A 20,050-nucleotide genomic window follows, 5' to 3' on the forward strand; every position below is an offset into this window, starting at 1 on the left:
ATGGATAGTTTGCCAAAAGGGGCTATTGGGTGCTGAGGGGGCGGTAGCCGATACGGGTTGCCGCAACCACCGCCTGTGTGCGATTCTGCACGTCGAAGTGCCGCAGTATGGCGGCCACATGGGTTTTGATGGTTTCTTCAGACACGTGCAGTTGATCTGCAATTTCACGGTTCGACAGTCCATCGAGCAGGCAACTCAGCACCAGCTCCTGGCGTTGGGTCAGCATCTGCTTTGACGGGGAGGTGTGCGTGTCAGAAGGATTGGGCGTGTGGAGTTCCTGCGGCAGATAGATGTCGCCATTGAGTACGCTGCGCACCGCGCGCAACAATTCGTCGCTGACACAGGCCTTGGTGACAAAACCGGCGGCACCGGCCTGCAGTACCTGGCGCATGATCTGTACATTGGCCGAGCCCGAAAGCAGTACAACGGGAAGTTCGGGGTGCCGGTCGCCAAAGACCGACAGTGCCTCCAGGCCGTTCATGTCCGGCAGGTGATAGTCCAACAGCACCAGATCCAGATCACCGTGGGCTTGTGCAACGGAAAAGGCCTGTTCGCAGGTCCCGGCCTGCAACACGTCCAAGTGGTCTTCCAGGCCCTTTAAAACCTGACGCAACCCTTCGCGCACCAACGCATGGTCATCAACGACAAGAATTTTCACTCGATGCTCTTTTAATTTTGTACGGCTTATCCAGGCCCCCATCGTAGAGTATTTCCCTACTGCTGGTAAGTGAAGACCTTGGGTTACCCCAAATTAGAAGGCCCGCCAAAAGGCGGGCCTTGTCCTGGATCAAGAGATTAGGTTAACCGGCGTGGATTTTCATCATCAGCGGCACGATCAGCAAGGCCACGATGTTGATGATTTTGATCAGCGGGTTCACAGCCGGGCCGGCGGTGTCCTTGTAGGGGTCGCCCACGGTATCACCGGTGACCGCCGCCTTGTGGGTTTCGGAGCCCTTGCCGCCAAAATTGCCATCTTCGATGTACTTCTTGGCATTGTCCCAGGCACCGCCGCCCGTGCACATGGAGATGGCCACAAACAGGCCGGTCACGATGGTGCCCATCAGCAGGCCGCCCAGCGCCGCCGGTCCCAGCACGAGGCCGACCAGAATGGGAGCCACGACTGGCAACAGGCTGGGAATCATCATTTCCTTGATGGCAGCACTGGTGAGCATGTCCACGGCGGTGTCGTATTCCGGTTTGCCGGAGCCATCCATGATGCCCTTGATGTCGCGGAACTGGCGGCGCACTTCCACCACCACCGAGCCCGCTGCCCGGCCCACGGCTTCCATGGCCATCGCACCAAACAGATAGGGAATCAAACCACCGATGAAGAGCCCGATGATCACCATGGGGTTGCTCAGGTCAAAGGTGATGTGCTGGCCGTAGCCTTCGAGCTTGTGGGTGTAGTCGGCAAACAGAACCAGCGCGGCCAGGCCAGCCGAGCCAATGGCGTAGCCCTTGGTCACAGCCTTGGTGGTGTTGCCCACGGCGTCCAGCGGATCGGTGATGTCACGCACGCTGGCTGGCAGCTCGGACATTTCGGCGATACCACCGGCGTTGTCGGTGATGGGGCCGTACGCGTCCAGCGCCACCACGATGCCGGCCATGCTGAGCATGGAAGTGGCTGCAATGGCGATGCCGTACAGGCCGGCCAGTGCGTAGGCGGTGTAAATGGCCACACAGACAAACAGCACGGGCCAGGCGGTGGAGCGCATGGAAACACCCAGGCCGGCAATGATGTTGGTGCCGTGTCCGGTGGTGGATGCCTGGGCGATGTGACGCACCGGCGCGTATTGGGTGCCGGTGTAGTACTCGGTAATCCAGACCAGGGCACCCGTCAGTATCAGGCCGACGGCGCAGGCGCCGAACAGGGCGCTGGATGTGATGATGCGGCCATCCGCCAGTGTCAATGCTGCCGGAAACAGGCTTTGCGTCACAAAGTAAAACGCGATCAGAGACAGCACGCCCGCCACGGCCAGGCCCTTGTACAACGCTGGCATCACGTTCTTCATGCCGGGCGAAGCCTTGACGAAGAAACAGCCGATGATGGATGCCACGATGGATACCGCGCCCAGGCCCAAGGGGTAGAGCACAGCGTTGGGGCCGCCTGCGCCCAGCAGCAAGGCGCCCAGCACCATGGTGGCAATCAGTGTCACGGCATAGGTTTCAAACAAGTCGGCTGCCATACCGGCGCAGTCGCCCACGTTGTCGCCCACGTTGTCGGCAATCACCGCAGGGTTGCGCGGGTCGTCTTCGGGAATGCCGGCCTCGACCTTGCCCACCAGATCGGCGCCGACGTCAGCACCTTTGGTAAAGATGCCACCACCCAGACGGGCGAAGATGGAAATCAGCGAGGAGCCAAAGGCGAAGCCCACCAGCGGGTTCAGCCTGGCTGCAGTGACGGCACCATCGGGCACCAGAAACCAGTAGAACCCGGTCACGCCCAGCAGACCCAGTCCGACCACCAGCATGCCGGTAATGGCACCGCCGCGGAAGGCGACGTCCAGTGCCGGTCCAATACCCTTGGTCGCGGCCTGTGCGGTACGCACGTTGGCACGCACCGACACGTTCATGCCGATGAAGCCGCAGGCGCCGGAGAGGACGGCGCCCAGCACAAAGCCCACTGCACTCATGGGATCCAGAAATACGGCGATCAGAATGGCCAGCACCACGCCGACCATGGCAATGGTCCGGTATTGGCGTGAGAGGTAGGCTGCTGCGCCGGTCTGGATTGCGGCAGCAATTTCTTGCATGCGCGCATTGCCAGCGTCCTGAGAAAGTATCCAACTGCGTGCCCAAACGCCGTAAACCACGGCGATAAAGCCACAAACGAGCGCCAGAGTCAGCGCCGAGTTGCCAGTCATATGAAATCTCCTTGTTGATTCGCAAAATAGGAGCAACGCTAGCGTCACTCCGCTGCGTTGCTTCCTCATTGCTCCCGGTCACCATGTGCCGAGGAGAAGATTGGCCAACTCGCAGAATGTAACGCCAAAAAAAGACAGTCTTTAAGGCTGCAAGGGCTGAGTCAGTAAAATCAGGGTTAATCCCGACAGTTTTTGATTTTCATCATTAGAGAGAGCACCCATGTCCCTGGACAACGTCACCCCCGGTAAGAAAGCGCCTGAAGAGTTCAATGTGGTTATCGAAATCCCGATGAACGCCGATCCCGTGAAGTACGAGGTCGACAAGGCTACCGGAGCGATTTTTGTGGACCGTTTCATGAGCACGGCCATGCACTACCCGACCAATTACGGCTACGTACCTCGCACCATCTCCGGAGACGGTGATCCGGTGGACGTGCTGGTGATTACTCCGGTACCCCTGATCCCTGGCGTGGTGGTGACCTGCCGCGCTATTGGTATCCTGAAGATGGAAGATGAGGCCGGTCAGGACGGCAAGGTGCTGGCTGTTCCCACCAACAAGATACTGTCGCTGTACAGCCGTTGGGAAAAGCCTGAAGATCTGCAGCCTTTGCGTCTGAAGACCATTGCCCATTTCTTTGAACACTACAAAGACCTGGAAGAAGGCAAGTGGGTCAAGATCCTGGGTTGGGAAGGCCCTGAGTCTGCGCGCCAGGAAATTGCGGATGGCATTGCTAACTACAACAAGCTGCAAGCCTGATTGAACTAAAGGGCGCGTGCGACGCGCCCTTTAGCTCTTGCGGAACGGGTTGCGCGTTTCCAATTCTTCCATGTAGTTTTCGATTCCCTGGCCCTCACGTTCCAGGTAATTGGCTATGGCATTGCTGAATTCCGGATGCGCAATCCAGTGTGTGCTGCTGGTCTTTACCGGCAACAGTGCGCGGGCCATCTTGTGCTCTCCCTGCGCCCCACCTTCAAAGCGCTGATATCCCTGTGTAATACACCATTGCAGCGGTTGGTAGTAGCAGGCCTCAAAATGCAGGCAATCCACGCGTTCAAGCGCTCCCCAGTAACGGCCATAAGCCACTTTGGCGAGAGGTTGATCGCCGTTTGGCACATTGCCTTGTTGACCCAGACCGATCAAGCTGCTGGCAATGGACCGGCCGTCTCGCTCGGCAATGAATAGCAGCCAGTTTTCCGGCATGACTTGGGCCATTTGCCTGAAGAACTCCGGTTTGAGATAGGGCGGGTTGCCATGCTCCAGGTAGGTTCGCTCGTAGCAACGATAGAAGAACGCCCAGTCCTCCGCGCTGATTTCGGCACCCGCTGCATGGCGAAATTGCACTCCCGCTTCTTGCACCTTTCGGCGCTCCTGGCGGATCTTCTTGCGTTTCTCCTGCGACAAGGAGGCCAGGAATGCGTCGAAGTCCAGGTAACCCTCCGCCGAATTCTCCCAATGGAATTGCACGGTATGGCGCAGTTGCATCTGCGCGTTTAGGCAGGCCTCGAAGTCGTCTTCAGTGCCAAACAGCAGATGCAAGGACGACAACTCCCACTGTTCGGCGAGTCCCACCAAGGCTTTTGCCAGGGCTGCACGCGCTGTGCTGTCACGGGCGAGAAGACGACTGCCGGGGACCGGTGTGAAAGGCACTGCCACCACTCCTTTGGGGTAGTAGGGCACACCGTGCTGCTGGTATGCCCGGGCCCAGGCCCAATCGAACACGTACTCGCCCATGGAATGGTCTTTGATGTACAGCACAGTTGCGGCTGCAAGCCCCTGCTCGTCTGAGAGCAGAATAAACCGAGGGTCCCAACCGGTGCGGGCGCAGGCACTGCCGCTGGTGTGCAAGGCACTCAGATAGGTGTGCCGCATGAAGGGAGTGGCGAATGGCTGCGAATCCAGCAGTGCGTCCCATGTGGTTGCGTCCACATCCAGAGGCGAAGTAACTACCTGAATGACATAATCATCCATGCCGCGCTCCCGGCGCTGTTGGCGCATTTCCTGGGTGGCACTTATCAACGTACTGCAGCTTCATGACTCTCAAACTGTGCATAGCGCAACTGAACTTTTTCGTAGGTGATCTGGACGGTAACGTGCAGAAAATTGTGGATGCTGCAGAGCAGGCCTACGCGCAGGGCGCCCGGTTGTTGTTGACCCCTGAATTGTCACTGTGTGGCTACGCTGCGGAAGACCTTTTTCTGCGTCCTGCATTCATTCAAGCGTGTGATCATGCCCTGTTGACGTTGGCCTCGCGTCTGGCTGGGTTAAAAGGCATGGCCGTGGTGGTTGGACACCCGACTGGAGACGATGTGCGTACGCGTTCGCTAGCTACCCAGCATCGCTTCAATACGGCCAGCGTTTTGCGCGACGGGAAGGTGATCGCCAGCTACAACAAGCGCGAGCTGCCGAATTACCAGGTTTTTGACGAGCGCCGATACTTCAGCCCCGGCGATGGTGTTTGTGTATTTGAGGCAGGAGAGGGCAGCGACACGGTACGCGTGGGTCTGCTGATTTGTGAAGATGCATGGTTTGAAGAGCCGGCGCGTCTGGCCAAGGAAGCTGGTGCGCAGTTGCTGGCCACGGTCAATGCGTCTCCATTTCATGTGGGCAAGGGCTATGAGCGCGAGGCCGTGATGGCACAGCGCGTACGGTCGACCGGGTTGCCACTGGTGTATGCCCACCTGGTTGGAGGTCAGGATGAAGTGGTCTTTGAGGGCCATTCGTTTGCACTCAATGCCGATGCTTCTCTTGCCGGCAGGGCGCCCAGTTTCCGGGAGGAGCTGTTTGAATTGGACGTGCTCCGCGGTTCGACCGGTCTTTTGCTTTCCGCAAGGGTGGAGCCGGTGCGCAGCCCCGAAGAAGATCTGTGGGATGCCTTGGTTCTGGGCGTTCGCGACTACGTCGGCAAGAATGGTTTTCCTGGTGTGCTGCTGGGGCTGTCCGGTGGCATTGATTCTGCGCTGGTTCTTGCCGTAGCGGTAGATGCGTTGGGCGCCTCCAAGGTTCGCTCCATCATGATGCCGTCGCCTTATACGGCTGACATCAGCTGGCTGGATGCGCGTGAGATGGCAAAGCGCATGGGAGTGCGCTACGACGAGATATCCATCGTCCCTGAGTTTGAAGCCTTCAAGGCTTCGCTGGCCACCGAATTTGCGGGGCTGGCGCTCGACGCTACTGAAGAGAATATCCAGGCACGAATCCGTGGCACTTTGCTGATGGCCTTGAGCAACAAATTTGGCAGCATCGTGCTGACAACGGGCAACAAATCGGAGATGGCAACTGGTTATTGCACTTTGTACGGTGACATGGCCGGCGGTTTTGCGGTAATCAAGGATCTAGCAAAGACGCAAGTCTTCAAGCTGGCGCGCTGGCGCAATGCGCATGACCCCTATGGGACCTGTAGCAACCCGATTCCTGAGCGGATCATCACGCGGCCTCCCAGTGCGGAATTGCGGCCGGACCAAACGGATCAGGATAGCCTTCCTCCCTACGAGGTGCTGGACGCCATTCTGGAACGATACATGGAGAATGACCAGAGCATGGAATCCATCATCGCCGATGGGTTTGCCAAGGAAGATGTGGAGAAAGTTACCCGGCTCATCAAGATCAACGAATACAAGCGCCGACAAGCGCCTGTGGGTATTCGGGTGACACACCGCAGTTTTGGCAAGGATTGGCGTTATCCTATTACCAACCGCTTTCGGGCTTGAATTGAATTAATAGGGAATCGAGATGAAACAGATTACTGCCGTTGTAAAACCGTTTAAGTTGGAAGAAGTGCGCGAGGCTCTTGCCGGCTGTGGCGTAACCGGCTTGACCGTCACGGAAGTGAAGGGCTTTGGCCGCCAGAAGGGTCACACCGAGTTGTACCGTGGTGCCGAATATGTGGTGGACTTTCTGCCCAAGGTGAAAGTGGAAGTTGTAGTAAAAACTGAAGACGTGGATCGTTGCGTAGAAGCCATCGTCAAGGCGGCACGTACCGGCAAGATCGGTGACGGAAAGATCTTTGTGACGTCCGTGGAGCGTGTGGTTCGTATCCGTACGGGTGAGCAGGACGACGCGGCGGTTTGACGCCTGTGTAGCTGCCTTGCGGGCAGCCTAGATCTGGTCCATGTTGTTCGTGGCGGATGTGCCAGCATGGCGTATCAGCTCACCCAGGAGCTCCGAGGGGTTGCTGCCATGCCGGATCAGTCCCATTTGCCAATCTCCCATGAATTGGTTCTTGACGGCGGTCTGCAGGAACTTGAGCAATCCATCGTAATAGCCTGCAGTATTGAGCAGGCCAATCGGCTTGTCGTGGTAACTCAGTTGACGCCAGGTCCAGACCTCGAAGAGTTCCTCGAAGGTGCCAATTCCCCCCGGAAGCGCCAGGAATGCGTCGGCGCGTTCAGCCATCATGCGCTTGCGATCATGCATGTTGTCCACAATGTGCAGTTCGGTGCAGCCGCGGTGGGCCCACTCTTTTTCCACCAGGGCCTTGGGAATGATCCCGACTACCCGTGCACCGGCTTCCAGCGCAGCATTGGCTACAGTACCCATCAGCCCGCCACTGCCTCCGCCGTAGACCAGTTGTCCGCCTTGTCGGGCGATCCACTGGCCAACAGCTACGGCGGCCTGTTCATAGGCCGACTCGGTTCCTGGCCTGGAGCCGCAGTAGACGCACAGTGAAAATGTTGGACGGGTCATGTGATGTGATGGATAAATGCTGCAGACCATATGCCAATGCAAAGCAGCAAGCTGAGGAGGACGGCAGCACTGCCCATGTCTTTGGCGCGTTTGGACAGGTCGTGCCATTCGGGCCCAATGCGGTCAATTGCGGTCTCCACTGCGGTGTTCAGCAGTTCAACGACCATGACTGCAATCACACTGCCTGCCAATGCAGCCACCTCGATCCAGCTTTGTCCCAGCCAAAAGGCCAGTGGCAGCAAGATGAAGGCCGCCAGCACCTCCTGCCGGAAGGCGGTCTCCCCCCAGCCAGCACGCAGACCCGCCATGGAATACCCAGTTGCGTGCCAGACGCGGTTGAGCCCTCGGCGGTCTTTTTGCGGATTTACGGGCGAGGATTCTTGAGAGGACATCTGGAGTTTGGAATTAACGGCTGAGTGGTTGCGAGCTTATCAGCCTCGTACCCGCCCATACGTCATGCCAGAACTGTCCCTGGGATTGGAACCTGCTGAGCAAGGCCCAAACCGCAATCCATCCCACCGCTATGACCCCGACCTCCGCTCCATTGAGTTGAAAGGGGGCTACCGCCATCAGCGGGGGGAGAAACCAGACCCAGCTAAGCACATATCGCAAGAGCGCCCGCTTTTGGGTTATGGCTTTTCCGTTCAGATCGACGACCCGGATATTCCAGGTCTTCATTGCCAATGTCTGACCTTTGGCCCAGAACCAGACGAAGTAGATACCAAATATGACAAACAGAAAGGCTTGCAGGGCATTTCTGTTGTCCATGGCATTGCGTGTCTGACTCAATGTACTGAATAGGTAGCCCGAAATGAAGACCACGCCGAAGAGCAGAATGCCTTCATACACCCAACATGCCATGCGGCGCCACAAACCCGGTGCCATCAGGGTTTGCTGGGAGAGTTGGCTTCAGTAGCTGTTGCCGAGTCGCGAGGGCGGGGCAGTGGCTCGGGCAAAAGCGTATTGCGGTTCAAGGGCCGTTGGGCCGCCACTGCAGCACGCTCCTGTTCCGGAGTGTGGCGAGTTACCGGAACGGGGGTCAGCTTTTCGTGTTCCACGGGCTTTACGGCCACGGCAGCACCCACTGGTTTGATCTTGGCACCTTCGGCCAGCTTCTGTCGCTCGCTAGGACTCAAGGCTTGGTAAGCCTCCCAATTTGCCGCACGGTCCGATTGATTGATAACCTTGCTGTGCGCGAAATTCAGTCGCGCAAGCTCACGATCCCTTGGGGACAGTGCTGCCCACTCCACCATGCGGCTGTGCATCTTTTCCTGCTCCTGCGCGCCAAGGCTTGCATAGGTCTTGACAATTGCCAGCCATTTGCGCTTTTGACCCTCGCTCAGGCCGGGCCAGGATTTCTCCAAAGGGGCGAGCGCAATCCGCTGGTTCTTGTCCAGTGACTCCCAAGTAGGCGGAGCGTTGACGGTGGGGGCAACTTTCAATGTTGTAGCAACGGACCCTGTAGCGGTCGTTTGGGCATGCAAAGAAGTCCCAATCAAGGCCAACAGCATGCCGCACGTGGCGATGGCCAACTGTGACCATTTGCATGAATTAGGCGTGTATTTTTCCCTGAAATGCATGAAGAATTGACTAATTGTTTTGCTGCGCACGCAAAAATTGCGCAAATCCGGGGTCCGTGTAGGCTGCTGGTGGTAGAACGTCCGTCAGCAATTCGGTATCGACCTCGGCAACTTCACGTGCACGCAACTCATCTTGCATGACGGCAATGGAAACCAAGCCAACAACCAGAGCCAACAGCGGCAACAAGGCTGCAACCCGGTCCCACCAACTGCCTTCGCCGCCACCAAGCTGCAAAACGGCCTCTCCGCCGGAGACAAGAACCTCCACTGCAGAAGCCTGGCTTCCGATCAATCTGCGTTTGGCAACAGCCTGCATTCGGGCGGCCCTGAGTCGCTCCGTTATATCGTGGGGAAGGGAATCCGTGCCTTCGGTCAAGCGTGCCGCAATCGCCTTGCCCAGAGCATCCGTACCGGCATGGGTATGTCGATTTTCCTGTGTATTCATAGTCTGATCCCCTTTGCCTTCAAAGCCTTGCCAAGCGCTGCAACCGCCCTGGAACAATGTGTTTTGACGCTGCCTTGTGAGCAACCCATCGCAGCTGCAGTTTCTGCGACGTCCATTTCCTCCCAGTAACGCATCAGAAAGGCTTCTCGTTGACGGCCTGGGAGCTGTTGTATTTCTGTTTCTATGCTACGCAAGGTCTGTGCCCGGTCCGTAAGGCTCTCTGCACTCTCTCCCAGGTCGTTCCCCGAGGATGCGTCCAGAGTTTCCAGCAAGTTGAAGTCATCGTCGTCTCCGGATGACTCGAAATCGCTCAAATTGGAAAAAAGTGCATTTTGGACCTTTTGCCGTCTGAACCAATCGAGGGTGCAATTAGAGAGGATGCGCTGAAACAGCATGGGCAGTTCGTCTACCGGTTTATGCCCGTAGTGTTCCGCCAGCTTCATCATGCTTTCCTGAACAATGTCCAAGGCTGACTCTTCGTTGCGTACGTGATAGACAGACCGTTTGAATGCGCGCTTTTCTACGCTTTTCAAAAATTCGGTGAGTTCGGATTCAGATGCCAAGACGAAAAATCCGCAGGAAAAAGGAAGAATTATCTCATTCACGGCGCAGAAAATTTCCGATGGCGCTTCAAATTAGGTCGCGACGGTGTGATAATGCGCCTTGCTCATCAAAAGGCAAACGGGTCCCGGTCCGGCGCGTTATTCACTGCGCCCATGGCTTGGTCCTTAAGTCCCAACGCGACGCCAAAAGTGTTTGTGAAGGGGCACCCAAGGTTTTTCGTTAGAGAAATTCACAAAGGTTCATCATGGAAATTTCCAAAGCTGAAATTGCTTCTGCGGCCAACGCCGCTCAAAAATCTGGCTCCATTCCTGAACTTCGCGGTGCGGAGATTCTGGTCAAGGCTTTGCAGGCTGAGAACGTCAAGTTCGTCTGGGGTTACCCCGGTGGTGCCGTCCTGCACATTTATGACGCTTTTTACAAGCAGGACACCATTCAGCACGTTTTGGTGCGGCATGAACAGGCAGCAGTCCATGCGGCCGACGGTTATGCTCGTGCCACGGGCGATGTAGGCGTAGCACTGGTCACATCTGGACCCGGTGTTACCAACGCGGTGACCGGCATCGCAACTGCGTACATGGACAGTATTCCGATGGTGATCATCAGTGGTCAAGTGCCAACGCACGCCATTGGTCTGGACGCATTTCAGGAGTGTGACACCGTGGGCATCACACGTCCGGTCGTCAAACACAACTTCCTGGTCAAGGATGCCAAGGATCTTGCAGAGACGCTGAAGAAGGCGTTCCACATCGCACGTAGCGGCCGACCTGGCCCGGTGGTTGTGGACATCCCGAAGGATGTCTCCTTCAAAAAGGTGCCGTACTCCGGTTACCCGACCAGCATCGAGATGCGTTCGTACAACCCGGTACGCAAGGGGCACGGCGGACAGATCCGCAAGGCGCTGCAGCTGCTGTTGTCGGCCAAGCGTCCCTACATCTATACCGGCGGCGGTGTGTTGCTCAGCAACGCATCCGCTGAGTTGCGCACCCTGGTCGACATGCTCGGCTATCCCTGCACCAATACACTGATGGGGTTGGGAGCCTATCCGGCCAGTGACCGCAAGTTCCTGGGCATGCTGGGAATGCATGGCACGGTGGAAGCCAATAACGCCATGCAGAACTGCGACGTGTTGCTGGCGGTTGGCGCGCGATTTGATGACCGGGTTATCGGCAATCCCAAACACTTCGCGCAAAACGAGCGCAAGATCATCCATATCGATATCGATCCCTCCAGTATCTCCAAGCGGGTCCGGGTGGATATTCCAATCGTTGGTGATGTGAAAGACGTTCTTGGTGAGATGATCGCCATGATCAAGGAAAGCACAACCAAGCCGGATTCCGGCGCTTTGGCCGCTTGGTGGGACACCATTGAAGGCTGGCGCAAGCGCGATTGCCTGAAGTATGACCATGGCAAAGGCGATGTCATCAAACCCCAGTACGTGGTGGAAACGCTTTGGAATATGACCAAAGACGCTGATACCTACATCACCTCCGATGTGGGGCAGCATCAGATGTGGGCTGCACAGTACTACCGTTTTGATGAGCCACGCCGCTGGATCAACTCGGGTGGTCTGGGCACCATGGGCGTGGGCATTCCTTATGCCATGGGCATCAAGTTGGCCAAGCCGGACAGTGAAGTGTTCTGCATTACCGGCGAAGGCTCGGTGCAGATGTGCATCCAGGAGCTTTCCACCTGCCTGCAGTACAACACGCCGATCAAGATTTGCGCCCTCAATAACCGTTACCTCGGGATGGTGCGTCAGTGGCAGGAGGTGGAGTACGAAGGTCGCTACAGCCATAGCTACATGGACGCCTTGCCTAACTTTGTGAAGCTGGCAGAAGCCTATGGTCACGTGGGCATGCTGATTGAGCGCCCTGAAGATGTGGAACCTGCGTTGCGGGAAGCCCGCAGGCTCAAGGACCGCACCGTGTTCATGGACTTCCGTACTGACCCCACCGAAAACGTATTCCCCATGGTGCAAGCCGGCAAGGGCATTACTGAAATGCTGCTCGGTTCGGAAGATCTCTAAGCCAACTCGTATCAACCTAACTTTGACGAATCTATTGCCCGCCAAGCCCTGACGTTACCGCGGCAGGGGGAGGGCGGCGAAAAGAGGAGTCTTCATCTTATGAAACACATCATTGCAGTTTTGCTGGAGAACGAGCCGGGTGCTCTCTCCCGCGTGGTCGGGCTTTTTTCCGCACGGGGCTACAACATCGAGTCGCTGACCGTTGCTCCGACAGAAGATCCCAGTCTGTCCCGCATGACGATTCAAACCGCTGGTTCTGAAGACGTCATCGAACAGATCACCAAGCACTTGAATCGCTTGATCGAGGTGGTCAAGGTGGTCGATCTGACAGAGGGTGCCTACATCGAGCGCGAGCTTATGATGGTCAAGGTGCGCGCCGTGGGCAAGGAGCGCGAGGAAATGAAGCGCATGGCAGACATTTTTCGGGGACGCATTATTGACGTTACCGAAAAGAGCTACACCATCGAACTGACGGGCGATCAGGCCAAGAACGATGCGTTCCTGGACGCGATTGAGCGTTCAGCCATTCTGGAAACCGTGCGTACTGGCTCCAGCGGAGTGGGTCGCGGTGAGCGCATTTTGCGCGTTTAAATTTTTACAACGGAGAGAAGAAATGAAGGTTTTTTACGACAAGGATTGTGATCTGAGCCTCATCAAGGGCAAGACGGTTGCCATTATTGGTTACGGCAGCCAAGGTCACGCACACGCACAGAACTTGAACGACAGCGGCGTGAAAGTCGTGGTCGGTCTGCGCAAAGGCGGAGCTTCCTGGGACAAGGTTGGCAAAGCCGGCCTGAATGTGCTGGAAGTCAACGACGCGGTGAAGGCGGCCGACGTGGTCATGATTTTGTTGCCCGACGAGCAGATTGCCGAGGTCTACAACAACAACGTGGCTCCCAACATCAAGCAAGGCGCGTCGTTGGCCTTTGCCCACGGCTTTAACGTGCACTACAACCAAGTCGTGCCTCGTGCCGATCTGGACGTGTGGATGGTGGCGCCCAAGGCTCCCGGCCACACTGTGCGCAATACCTACACCCAAGGTGGCGGCGTGCCCCACTTGGTGGCTGTGCACCAGGACAAGTCTGGTAAGGCCCGTGATCTCGCTCTGAGCTATGCCATGGCCAACGGTGGTGGCAAGGCCGGCATCATTGAAACCAACTTCAAGGAAGAGACCGAGACCGATCTGTTCGGCGAGCAGGCCGTTCTGTGTGGCGGAGCCGTGGAACTGGTGAAGATGGGTTACGAGACCCTGGTGGAAGCTGGATATGCGCCTGAAATGGCGTACTTTGAATGCCTGCACGAGCTCAAATTGATTGTGGACCTGATCTATGAAGGCGGCATCGCCAACATGAACTACTCCATCTCCAACAATGCAGAGTACGGTGAGTATGTGACCGGCCCCGAAGTCATCAACGCCCAGAGCCGCGAAGCCATGCGCAATGCACTCAAGCGCATCCAGACTGGTGAATACGCCAAGATGTTCATCCTGGAAGGTCGCACTGGCTACCCCAGCATGACCGCTCGCCGCCGCCTGACTGCGGAACACCAGATCGAAGTGGTGGGCTCCAAGCTGCGCGCCATGATGCCCTGGATTGCAAAGAACAAGCTGGTCGACCAGACCCGCAACTGATCTTTGCATCAACAGCAAAAAAGGCCACTTCGGTGGCCTTTTTCCATGGCGCATGCGCGGCCTGCGACAATGCACTCTGCGCTTACACTGGCGTGCTGGCACAGCCGCTGTGTGCTGTGCGTCGACTCTCGATGGTTGTTGAAAAAAGGTCAGGAATTTATATGCAAGATGGAAGCGATTCCGCCAACCAGGACGGCGAAGCCGCGCCTGTTCGCAAGCCCCGCAAGGGCATTTATATTCTTCCCAATTTATTTACGCTGGCGGCTTTGTTCGGTGGCTTCTACGCCATCGTGATGGCCATGAATGCCCGCTATGACTTGGCCGCAGTGGGTGTCTTTTGCGCCATGGTGCTGGACAGTCTGGATGGCCGCGTGGCGCGCATGACCAATACCCAAAGCGCATTCGGTGAACAGATGGACTCCCTGTCGGACATGGTGTCTTTCGGGGCTGCACCGGCACTGATTTCCTACGAATGGGCTCTGCGCGGGCTGGGTCGCTGGGGCTGGTTCGCCGCGTTTGTTTATTGCGCCTGTGCCGCTTTGCGCTTGGCACGTTTCAATGTGAATACCGGGGTCGTGGACAAGCGCTATTTCCAAGGACTGCCATCACCGGCCGCAGCAGCACTCGTGGCGGGCTTCATATGGTTGACCACGGATCTGGGAATCAAAGGTGAAGAGCTGATGTGGCCCACCTTCTTTGTAGCTCTGTATGCCGGACTCACCATGGTCACCAACGTTCCCTTTTACAGTTTCAAGGACCTCAGCATGAAACGCAGCGTGCCGTTTGCGGTGATTGTTGCCGTGGCCTTGGTCATTGCCGTTGTGAACCTGGATCCGCCCAAGGTGATATTTGGGTTGTTTGTGTTGTACGGCCTGAGTGGATATGTGGTGTACGGTGTGCGCAAGGCGCGTGGATTGCAAACCAGCGTGATCAGCACGTCAACGGATGAGCCGGATGAGCGCGGCTTGCATTAACTGAAGAATTGAGGAGAACAAAAATATGGCCGACAAACTGATTATTTTCGACACCACCTTGCGCGACGGAGAGCAATCTCCTGGCGCATCCATGACACGGGACGAAAAGCTGCGCATTGCGCGCCAATTGGAGCGTCTGAAGGTGGATGTGATCGAAGCGGGCTTTGCAGCCAGTTCCAACGGCGATTTTGAAGCCGTGCAATTGATTGCCAATACCATTCAGGACTCCACAGTGTGCTCCTTGTCACGTGCCAACGATAGGGACATCTCGCGTGCGGCAGAAGCCCTGAAGGGCGCCAAGCAGGCTCGCATCCACACCTTTATTGCGACATCTGCGCTCCACATGGAGAAGAAGCTGCGTATGACACCGGAGCAGGTGTTGGAGCAGGCCAAGCAAGCGGTACGCTTTGCCCGCAATCTGGTCGCTGACATCGAATTCAGTCCTGAGGACGGGTACCGCAGTGATCCGGACTTTTTGTGTCGCGTGCTGGAAGCGGTGATTGATGAAGGTGCCACGACCATCAACGTGCCGGACACAGTCGGCTACGCCATTCCTGAGCTGTATGGCAACTTCATCAAGAATCTGCGCGAGCGCATCCCCAATTCGGACAAAGCCATCTGGTCGGTGCATTGCCACAACGACCTGGGCATGGCCGTGGCGAACTCGTTGGCTGGCGTGAAGATTGGTGGTGCCCGGCAAGTGGAATGCACCATCAATGGTTTGGGCGAGCGTGCTGGCAACTGCAGCCTGGAAGAAATTGTGATGGCTGTGAAGACACGCAAGGACTACTTCGGTCTGGAGTTGGGCATAGATACCCGCCATATCCTGGCGGCCAGCCGGATGGTCAGCCAGACAACCGGGTTCGTAGTCCAACCGAACAAGGCCGTGGTGGGGGCAAACGCCTTTGCGCACGCGTCCGGTATTCACCAGGATGGCGTCCTCAAGGCACGTGATACCTACGAGATCATGCGTGCAGAGGATGTGGGCTGGACCGCCAACAAAATCATTCTGGGCAAGCTCAGCGGCCGCAACGCCTTCAAGCAGCGGTTGCAGGAGCTGGGGGTGCAGATGGAGAGCGAGGCCGAAGTCAATGCGGCATTTGCGCGCTTCAAGGAACTTGCCGACCGCAAGAGCGAAATATTCGATGAAGACATTCTTGCCTTGATCAGCGAGGAAAACGTTCTGCACGACAAGGAAAAGTACGTGTTTGTGTCGCTGTCGCAGCACAGCGAGACTGGTGAGCGCCCCCACGCCAGCATCGTATTCACCGTGGACGGCAAGGAGGTCAAAGGCGAATCGGATGGCAATGGGCCGGTCGACGCATCCCTCAAGGCGATCGAGTCGCATGTCCAAAGCGGCGCGGAAATGATCCTGTATTCGGTGAATGCCATCAGTGGTTCAACCGAAAGTCAGGGCGAAGTCACGGTGCGCCTGCAAAACAGTGGTCGAGTGGTCAACGGCGTGGGCGCCGATCCCGATATCGTGGTGGCGTCGGCGAAAGCCTATCTGAGCGCGTTGAACAAGCTTCAGAGCAAGTCGGACCGGGTTGCAGCGCAAGGGTAAACATCTTCTGGCCCTGTTTTTCTTGAAGTTTGTCGTGCAAGTACTTGATCTTGCATAACTTTCTTGATTACACTTGCGCCCATCAGTGCGCGTGATGCCGACTTTGTGTCCTGATTGGCCCTGCTGAACGATTGGAATCCACTGTGAATCAAAATAAATTGAAGATTGCTCTGTTGGCTTTGGTTGGATGGATGGCAGTAATGCCGTTGGCAGCCAATGCCGTTCAGGCCTCCGACAGTGTGAAACGTCCGGTCAAGAAGCATGCGGCGCGCCAGGTTGCTCGTAAAGCGGTAGATGTCGTCCCAAGTCAGCCATCGTTTGGTCAGCTCGCAGGATTGCACGGTGAGCGCGACCCACTGGCGCTCAAATCCAGTGTCGCCCTTGTTGTTGATCAGGACACCAAGGAGGTGTTGTTCAGCAAGAATGAGCAGGCGGTTTTGCCAATCGCGTCCATTACCAAGCTGATGACGGGTCTGTTGATCAGCGAGGCGCATTTGCCCATGGATGAGTCCATCACGATTACACAGGCTGATGTCGACACGGAAAAAGGTAGTCGTTCCAGATTGGCTGTTGGCACCGAGTTGAGCCGTGGTGAATTGCTGCATCTGGCGCTGATGTCCAGCGAGAACCGCGCCGCCCACGCACTGGGCCGGACCTATCCCGGCGGTTTGGCTCATTTTGTCGAGCTGATGAATGCCAGGGCGAAGAGCCTGGGCATGCAAGACACCAGCTATGCGGAACCTACGGGTCTGTCCAGCAAGAACCAATCCAGTGCCCGGGACTTGGCCACTTTGGTCAATTTTGCGTACGGCGATCCGACATTGCGTGAGCTCTCCACGTCAACTGGCTACCAAGTGGAAGTGGGGCGTCGCACGCTGCAGTTCAACAACACCAATCGTTTGGTGAAGAATCCTGCCTGGGACATAGGTATCCAGAAGACCGGTTTCATCAATGAAGCGGGACAGTGCCTTGTGATGCAGGCAAAGATTGCCGGACGCAAGCTCATCATGGTTTTCCTGGACTCCGCAGGAAAGCTGAGTCGTATTGCTGATGCTGAGCGCGTCAGGCATTGGGTAGAAAACAGTCCAATACTGAGTCGTAAAAGCTCCCCCTTGGCCGCTCGTGTGGCTGACCAAAGGGTAATTTCAAATTAATCTCAAGGCTTGGTTTATTCCAAGCCCCTAGTGCGTGCCGCCAGGCTTGTTGCCCAATGCCTCCGAAATGAGGCGTGCAGTTTCCTTCAGCTTGGGTAACCATTCATCTTCCAGGCGACCAGAAGGTGCCGAAATCGATAGGCCGGCTATCAGCTTGTTCTGATCGTCGTAAATTCCGGCTGCCATGCAACGCACACCCAGCTCCAGTTCTTCGTTGTCGCTGGCCTGCCCATATTGGCGAACTTTGCTGAGCTCACGCTCGAGTGCTTCCAGGTTGGTAATGCTGTTCTTGGTGTTTCCGTGCAGTCCTGTTCTGGCGGCGTAGGCACGTATGCGCTGCGGGTCATCAGCGGCGAGGAAGAGCTTGCCGACCGAAGTCAGGTGCAGAGGCGCATGCCCTCCAATGGCGCGGACGACCTGCATCCCCGAGCGTTCGCTGTAAGCGCGCTCCACGTACACAATCTCATCGCCCTGGCGCATGCTCAGATTGACGGGCTGCTGGATCTGCTTGTGCAGTTCCCGCATCGGCGCAAGGGCGGCATCACGAACATTGAGTCTGCCCTTGACCAGATTGCCTAGCTCCAGCAGGCGCATGCCAAGGCGGTAGCTGCCCGGTTGCGGTCTGTCCACAAAACGACCTGTTGCCAGATCATTGAGAATTCGGTGCGCAGTAGATGGGTGCAAACCGGCCTTCTCACTGATCTCCTTGAGAGATACAGGTTCTTCCCGGGAAGCCAGTACGTCAATCAGCGTAAACATTCGCTCAATGACTTGCACTGTCGGGGCGCTGGGTAGGTCGGGGTCTTTTTTTGCCATGCTCAAGTATCAGGCCAATTCGCGCGTGGTCTGGTTCAGTACCTGCCATTTTCCGTCGATCAGAATTTCGCAGGGCGCAAAGCGTGCCTTGTAATCCATTTTGGCGCTGTTCTGAATCCAATATCCCAGGTAAACATGCTCCAGACCGAGGTCCCTGGCCTGCTGGATCTGCCATAGGACATTGTAAGTACCGAAACTGCCTCTTTCTTCTGGCTCGTAAAAGGTGTAGACCGCAGACAGACCATCGTCGAGGACGTCAAGAATGGAGACCATCTTCAGCGTACCCAACGTGCCGTCAGGGCGCACGTCACGAAATTCGACCAATCGCGAGTTCACCCGGCTTTGCAGAAGGAACTGCGCATATTGATCCACACTGTCCTCGTCCATGCCACCACCCGCATGGCGGCTGTTTTGGTAGCGCAAGTACAAAGCGTAATGTTCATCATCGAACACTAGCTTCATGACGCGCACCGCCAGTCCCCCATGCTGATTCAAGGCCCTTCTTTGGCTTCGATTGGGCTTGAATCCGTGCACCGGCACGCGAAGCGGTGTGCAGGCATGGCACCCGTCGCAATAGGGCCTGTAAGTGAACACACCACTGCGACGGAAGCCGCGCCCCACCAATTCAGAATAGGTTGAGTTGTTGATCAGATGACTGGGCGTGGCAACCTGAGACCGGGCCATCCGTGCAGGCAGGTAGCTGCACTCATAAGGCGCGGTGGCATAGAACTGCAGCGTCTGAAGCGGAAGGTCCTTGAGATCGGTCACAGCGTCATCATCAGGTGTCCAGAATATGCTGCCAGTATAGGGCGTCAAACTTCCACCGAAGTGCTGGGCGCTGTATGGCCTCCTGGACCTTTGCCACAAATTGGGAGCGCGGAATTTCCGCAGCGCCAAGTGACGCCAAATGTCCGGTATTTTGCTGACAGTCAATCGACTCCACCCCATTTTGAAGGCAAAAACCAACCAGCGCCGCCAACGCCATTTTGGAGGCGTCATTGCGATGGGCAAACATGGACTCGCCAAAAACGGCTTGGCCTATGGCCACACAGTAAAGGCCGCCCGCCAACTGGCCTTCAATCCAAGTTTCAACGCTGTGCGCGTAGCCGTGCATGTGCAGAGTTTGGTATGCATCCACCATTTCGGGGAGTATCCAGGTGCCGTTTTGGCCTCGTCTGCTTGCCAAAGCACAGTTGCTGATGACTTGATTGAATGCGGAATCGAAGCGGATTTCGCAGCCTGTGGAGGCCTGAAACTTTTTGATGGTTCTCTTGAGCGATCGGTGCAGCCGAAACCGGCCGGTTTGCAGCACCATGCGCGGATCAGGACTCCACCAAAGCGTCGGCTGACCTTCGCTGTACCAGGGAAATATGCCGTTCGAGTAGGCAGCAAGCAAATTGGGAACACTGAGCTGCCCTCCCGCAGCCAGCAGGCCTGGGGCTTCAGTGTTTGCGGACCAGGCCCGTTCGACTGCGGGAAATGCGTCGCCTTCTTCGAGCCATGGGAGTCGGGGGTGCAGGGGCATGGGATAGAACGGTGGTGAGGTAGTGAAAAATAATACGTTCTGCAAAGGACAGCAGCTGGGCTCAGGTTAGAATACTAGCTGTCGGGGCGTAGCGCAGCCTGGTAGCGCATCTGCTTTGGGAGCAGAGGGTCGCGAGTTCGAATCCCGCCGCCCCGACCATTTTTCTCCAGCGAAAACACATTTTCATTCTTTTTTTCGCTCGGTCCGTTTCCTCTAACGGTACC

At 56.7% G+C, this 20,050-nt stretch carries 21 protein-coding genes and 1 tRNA gene; 10 read left to right on the top strand and 12 right to left on the bottom strand.

Annotation, left to right across the window (positions count from 1 at the left end; translation table 11 throughout):
- Positions 1-22: 22 nt before the first annotated feature.
- Entirely contained in the window at positions 23-658 is a 636-nt protein-coding gene (locus tag AC1RMF_RS03350; protein ID WP_342617252.1) for a response regulator transcription factor, read from the bottom strand.
- 142 nt (positions 659-800) lie between these two features.
- Entirely contained in the window at positions 801-2,864 is a 2,064-nt protein-coding gene (locus AC1RMF_RS03355) for a sodium-translocating pyrophosphatase (protein WP_493139521.1), read from the bottom strand.
- A 220-nt stretch (positions 2,865-3,084) separates the two neighbouring features.
- Here AC1RMF_RS03355 and ppa point away from each other — a divergent pair, with 220 nt between their 5' ends.
- Positions 3,085-3,621 (top strand): inorganic diphosphatase, encoded by a 537-nt coding sequence (gene ppa / locus AC1RMF_RS03360; RefSeq protein WP_342617261.1) that lies wholly within the window; start codon positions 3,085-3,087, stop codon positions 3,619-3,621.
- Positions 3,622-3,651: 30 nt separating this feature from the next.
- On the opposite strand, the gene AC1RMF_RS03365 is transcribed toward ppa, so the two are convergent.
- On the bottom strand, positions 3,652-4,833 hold the full coding sequence (locus AC1RMF_RS03365) for a GNAT family N-acetyltransferase (protein WP_493139524.1): 1,182 nt from the start codon (positions 4,831-4,833) through the stop codon (positions 3,652-3,654).
- Between the two features lie 62 nt (positions 4,834-4,895).
- On the opposite strand from AC1RMF_RS03365, the gene AC1RMF_RS03370 reads away from it, so the two are divergent.
- Entirely contained in the window at positions 4,896-6,572 is a 1,677-nt protein-coding gene (locus AC1RMF_RS03370) for an NAD+ synthase (protein ID WP_493139527.1), read from the top strand.
- Positions 6,573-6,594: 22 nt separating this feature from the next.
- On the top strand, positions 6,595-6,933 hold the full coding sequence (locus tag AC1RMF_RS03375; RefSeq protein ID WP_342617264.1) for a P-II family nitrogen regulator: 339 nt from the start codon (positions 6,595-6,597) through the stop codon (positions 6,931-6,933).
- A 27-nt stretch (positions 6,934-6,960) separates the two neighbouring features.
- Here the strand turns inward: AC1RMF_RS03375 and AC1RMF_RS03380 are convergent, their stop codons facing one another.
- From AC1RMF_RS03380 to AC1RMF_RS03405, 6 genes are all read right to left on the bottom strand, one after another.
- A complete protein-coding gene (locus AC1RMF_RS03380) occupies positions 6,961-7,548 on the bottom strand; it encodes an LOG family protein (protein WP_493139530.1) in 588 nt (195 codons plus the stop codon).
- On the bottom strand, positions 7,545-7,940 hold the full coding sequence (locus tag AC1RMF_RS03385; protein WP_342617266.1) for a diacylglycerol kinase: 396 nt from the start codon (positions 7,938-7,940) through the stop codon (positions 7,545-7,547). Before AC1RMF_RS03385 ends, AC1RMF_RS03380 begins: the two co-directional genes overlap by 4 nt.
- Positions 7,941-7,953: 13 nt before the next feature.
- Positions 7,954-8,433 (bottom strand): RDD family protein, encoded by a 480-nt coding sequence (locus AC1RMF_RS03390; RefSeq protein ID WP_493139532.1) that lies wholly within the window; start codon positions 8,431-8,433, stop codon positions 7,954-7,956.
- Positions 8,433-8,990, bottom strand: a complete 558-nt coding sequence (locus AC1RMF_RS03395; RefSeq protein ID WP_493139534.1) for a DUF3106 domain-containing protein — start codon at positions 8,988-8,990, stop codon at positions 8,433-8,435. The genes AC1RMF_RS03390 and AC1RMF_RS03395 overlap by 1 nt, the downstream gene beginning before the upstream one ends.
- 148 nt (positions 8,991-9,138) lie before the next feature.
- Positions 9,139-9,573, bottom strand: a complete 435-nt coding sequence (locus AC1RMF_RS03400) for a DUF3619 family protein (RefSeq protein ID WP_342617268.1) — start codon at positions 9,571-9,573, stop codon at positions 9,139-9,141.
- A complete protein-coding gene (locus tag AC1RMF_RS03405) occupies positions 9,570-10,136 on the bottom strand; it encodes an RNA polymerase sigma factor (protein WP_342617269.1) in 567 nt (188 codons plus the stop codon). Before AC1RMF_RS03405 ends, AC1RMF_RS03400 begins: the two co-directional genes overlap by 4 nt.
- A 245-nt stretch (positions 10,137-10,381) precedes the next feature.
- Between AC1RMF_RS03405 and AC1RMF_RS03410 the strand changes: the two genes are divergently transcribed.
- From AC1RMF_RS03410 to AC1RMF_RS03435, 6 genes are all read left to right on the top strand, one after another.
- Positions 10,382-12,163, top strand: coding sequence for an acetolactate synthase 3 catalytic subunit (locus tag AC1RMF_RS03410; protein ID WP_493139537.1), 1,782 nt, complete (start codon positions 10,382-10,384; stop codon positions 12,161-12,163).
- Positions 12,164-12,262: 99 nt separating this feature from the next.
- Positions 12,263-12,754: an acetolactate synthase small subunit gene (gene ilvN / locus AC1RMF_RS03415; protein WP_342617271.1), complete on the top strand. Its 492-nt coding sequence runs from the start codon at positions 12,263-12,265 to the stop codon at positions 12,752-12,754.
- A 22-nt stretch (positions 12,755-12,776) separates the two neighbouring features.
- Positions 12,777-13,793, top strand: coding sequence for a ketol-acid reductoisomerase (ilvC, locus tag AC1RMF_RS03420; protein WP_342617272.1), 1,017 nt, complete (start codon positions 12,777-12,779; stop codon positions 13,791-13,793).
- A gap of 161 nt (positions 13,794-13,954) precedes the next feature.
- On the top strand, positions 13,955-14,767 hold the full coding sequence (pssA, locus tag AC1RMF_RS03425) for a CDP-diacylglycerol--serine O-phosphatidyltransferase (protein WP_493139540.1): 813 nt from the start codon (positions 13,955-13,957) through the stop codon (positions 14,765-14,767).
- Positions 14,768-14,792: 25 nt separating this feature from the next.
- A complete protein-coding gene (locus AC1RMF_RS03430) occupies positions 14,793-16,331 on the top strand; it encodes a 2-isopropylmalate synthase (protein WP_493139542.1) in 1,539 nt (512 codons plus the stop codon).
- A 200-nt stretch (positions 16,332-16,531) separates the two neighbouring features.
- Complete coding sequence (locus AC1RMF_RS03435; RefSeq protein WP_446738053.1) at positions 16,532-17,485, top strand: serine hydrolase; 954 nt, start codon at positions 16,532-16,534, stop codon at positions 17,483-17,485.
- Positions 17,486-17,512: 27 nt separating this feature from the next.
- Here AC1RMF_RS03435 and AC1RMF_RS03440 read toward each other — a convergent pair whose 3' ends face one another.
- The 3 genes from AC1RMF_RS03440 to aat are packed head-to-tail and all read right to left on the bottom strand — an operon-like array spanning position 17,513 to position 19,826.
- Positions 17,513-18,301: an IclR family transcriptional regulator gene (locus AC1RMF_RS03440; protein ID WP_342617275.1), complete on the bottom strand. Its 789-nt coding sequence runs from the start codon at positions 18,299-18,301 to the stop codon at positions 17,513-17,515.
- A gap of 9 nt (positions 18,302-18,310) precedes the next feature.
- Positions 18,311-19,069 carry an arginyltransferase gene (locus AC1RMF_RS03445; RefSeq protein ID WP_493139544.1) on the bottom strand — a complete coding sequence of 253 codons (759 nt, stop codon included), beginning with the start codon at positions 19,067-19,069 and terminating at the stop codon, positions 18,311-18,313.
- 10 nt (positions 19,070-19,079) lie between these two features.
- Positions 19,080-19,826 carry a leucyl/phenylalanyl-tRNA--protein transferase gene (gene aat / locus AC1RMF_RS03450; RefSeq protein WP_493139546.1) on the bottom strand — a complete coding sequence of 249 codons (747 nt, stop codon included), beginning with the start codon at positions 19,824-19,826 and terminating at the stop codon, positions 19,080-19,082.
- Positions 19,827-19,908: 82 nt separating this feature from the next.
- On the opposite strand from aat, the gene AC1RMF_RS03455 reads away from it, so the two are divergent.
- A tRNA-Pro gene (locus tag AC1RMF_RS03455) sits at positions 19,909-19,985 on the top strand.
- The last annotated feature ends 65 nt before the right edge of the window (positions 19,986-20,050 follow it).

The sequence above is a fragment of the Rhodoferax sp. GW822-FHT04A08 genome (assembly GCF_058801025.1).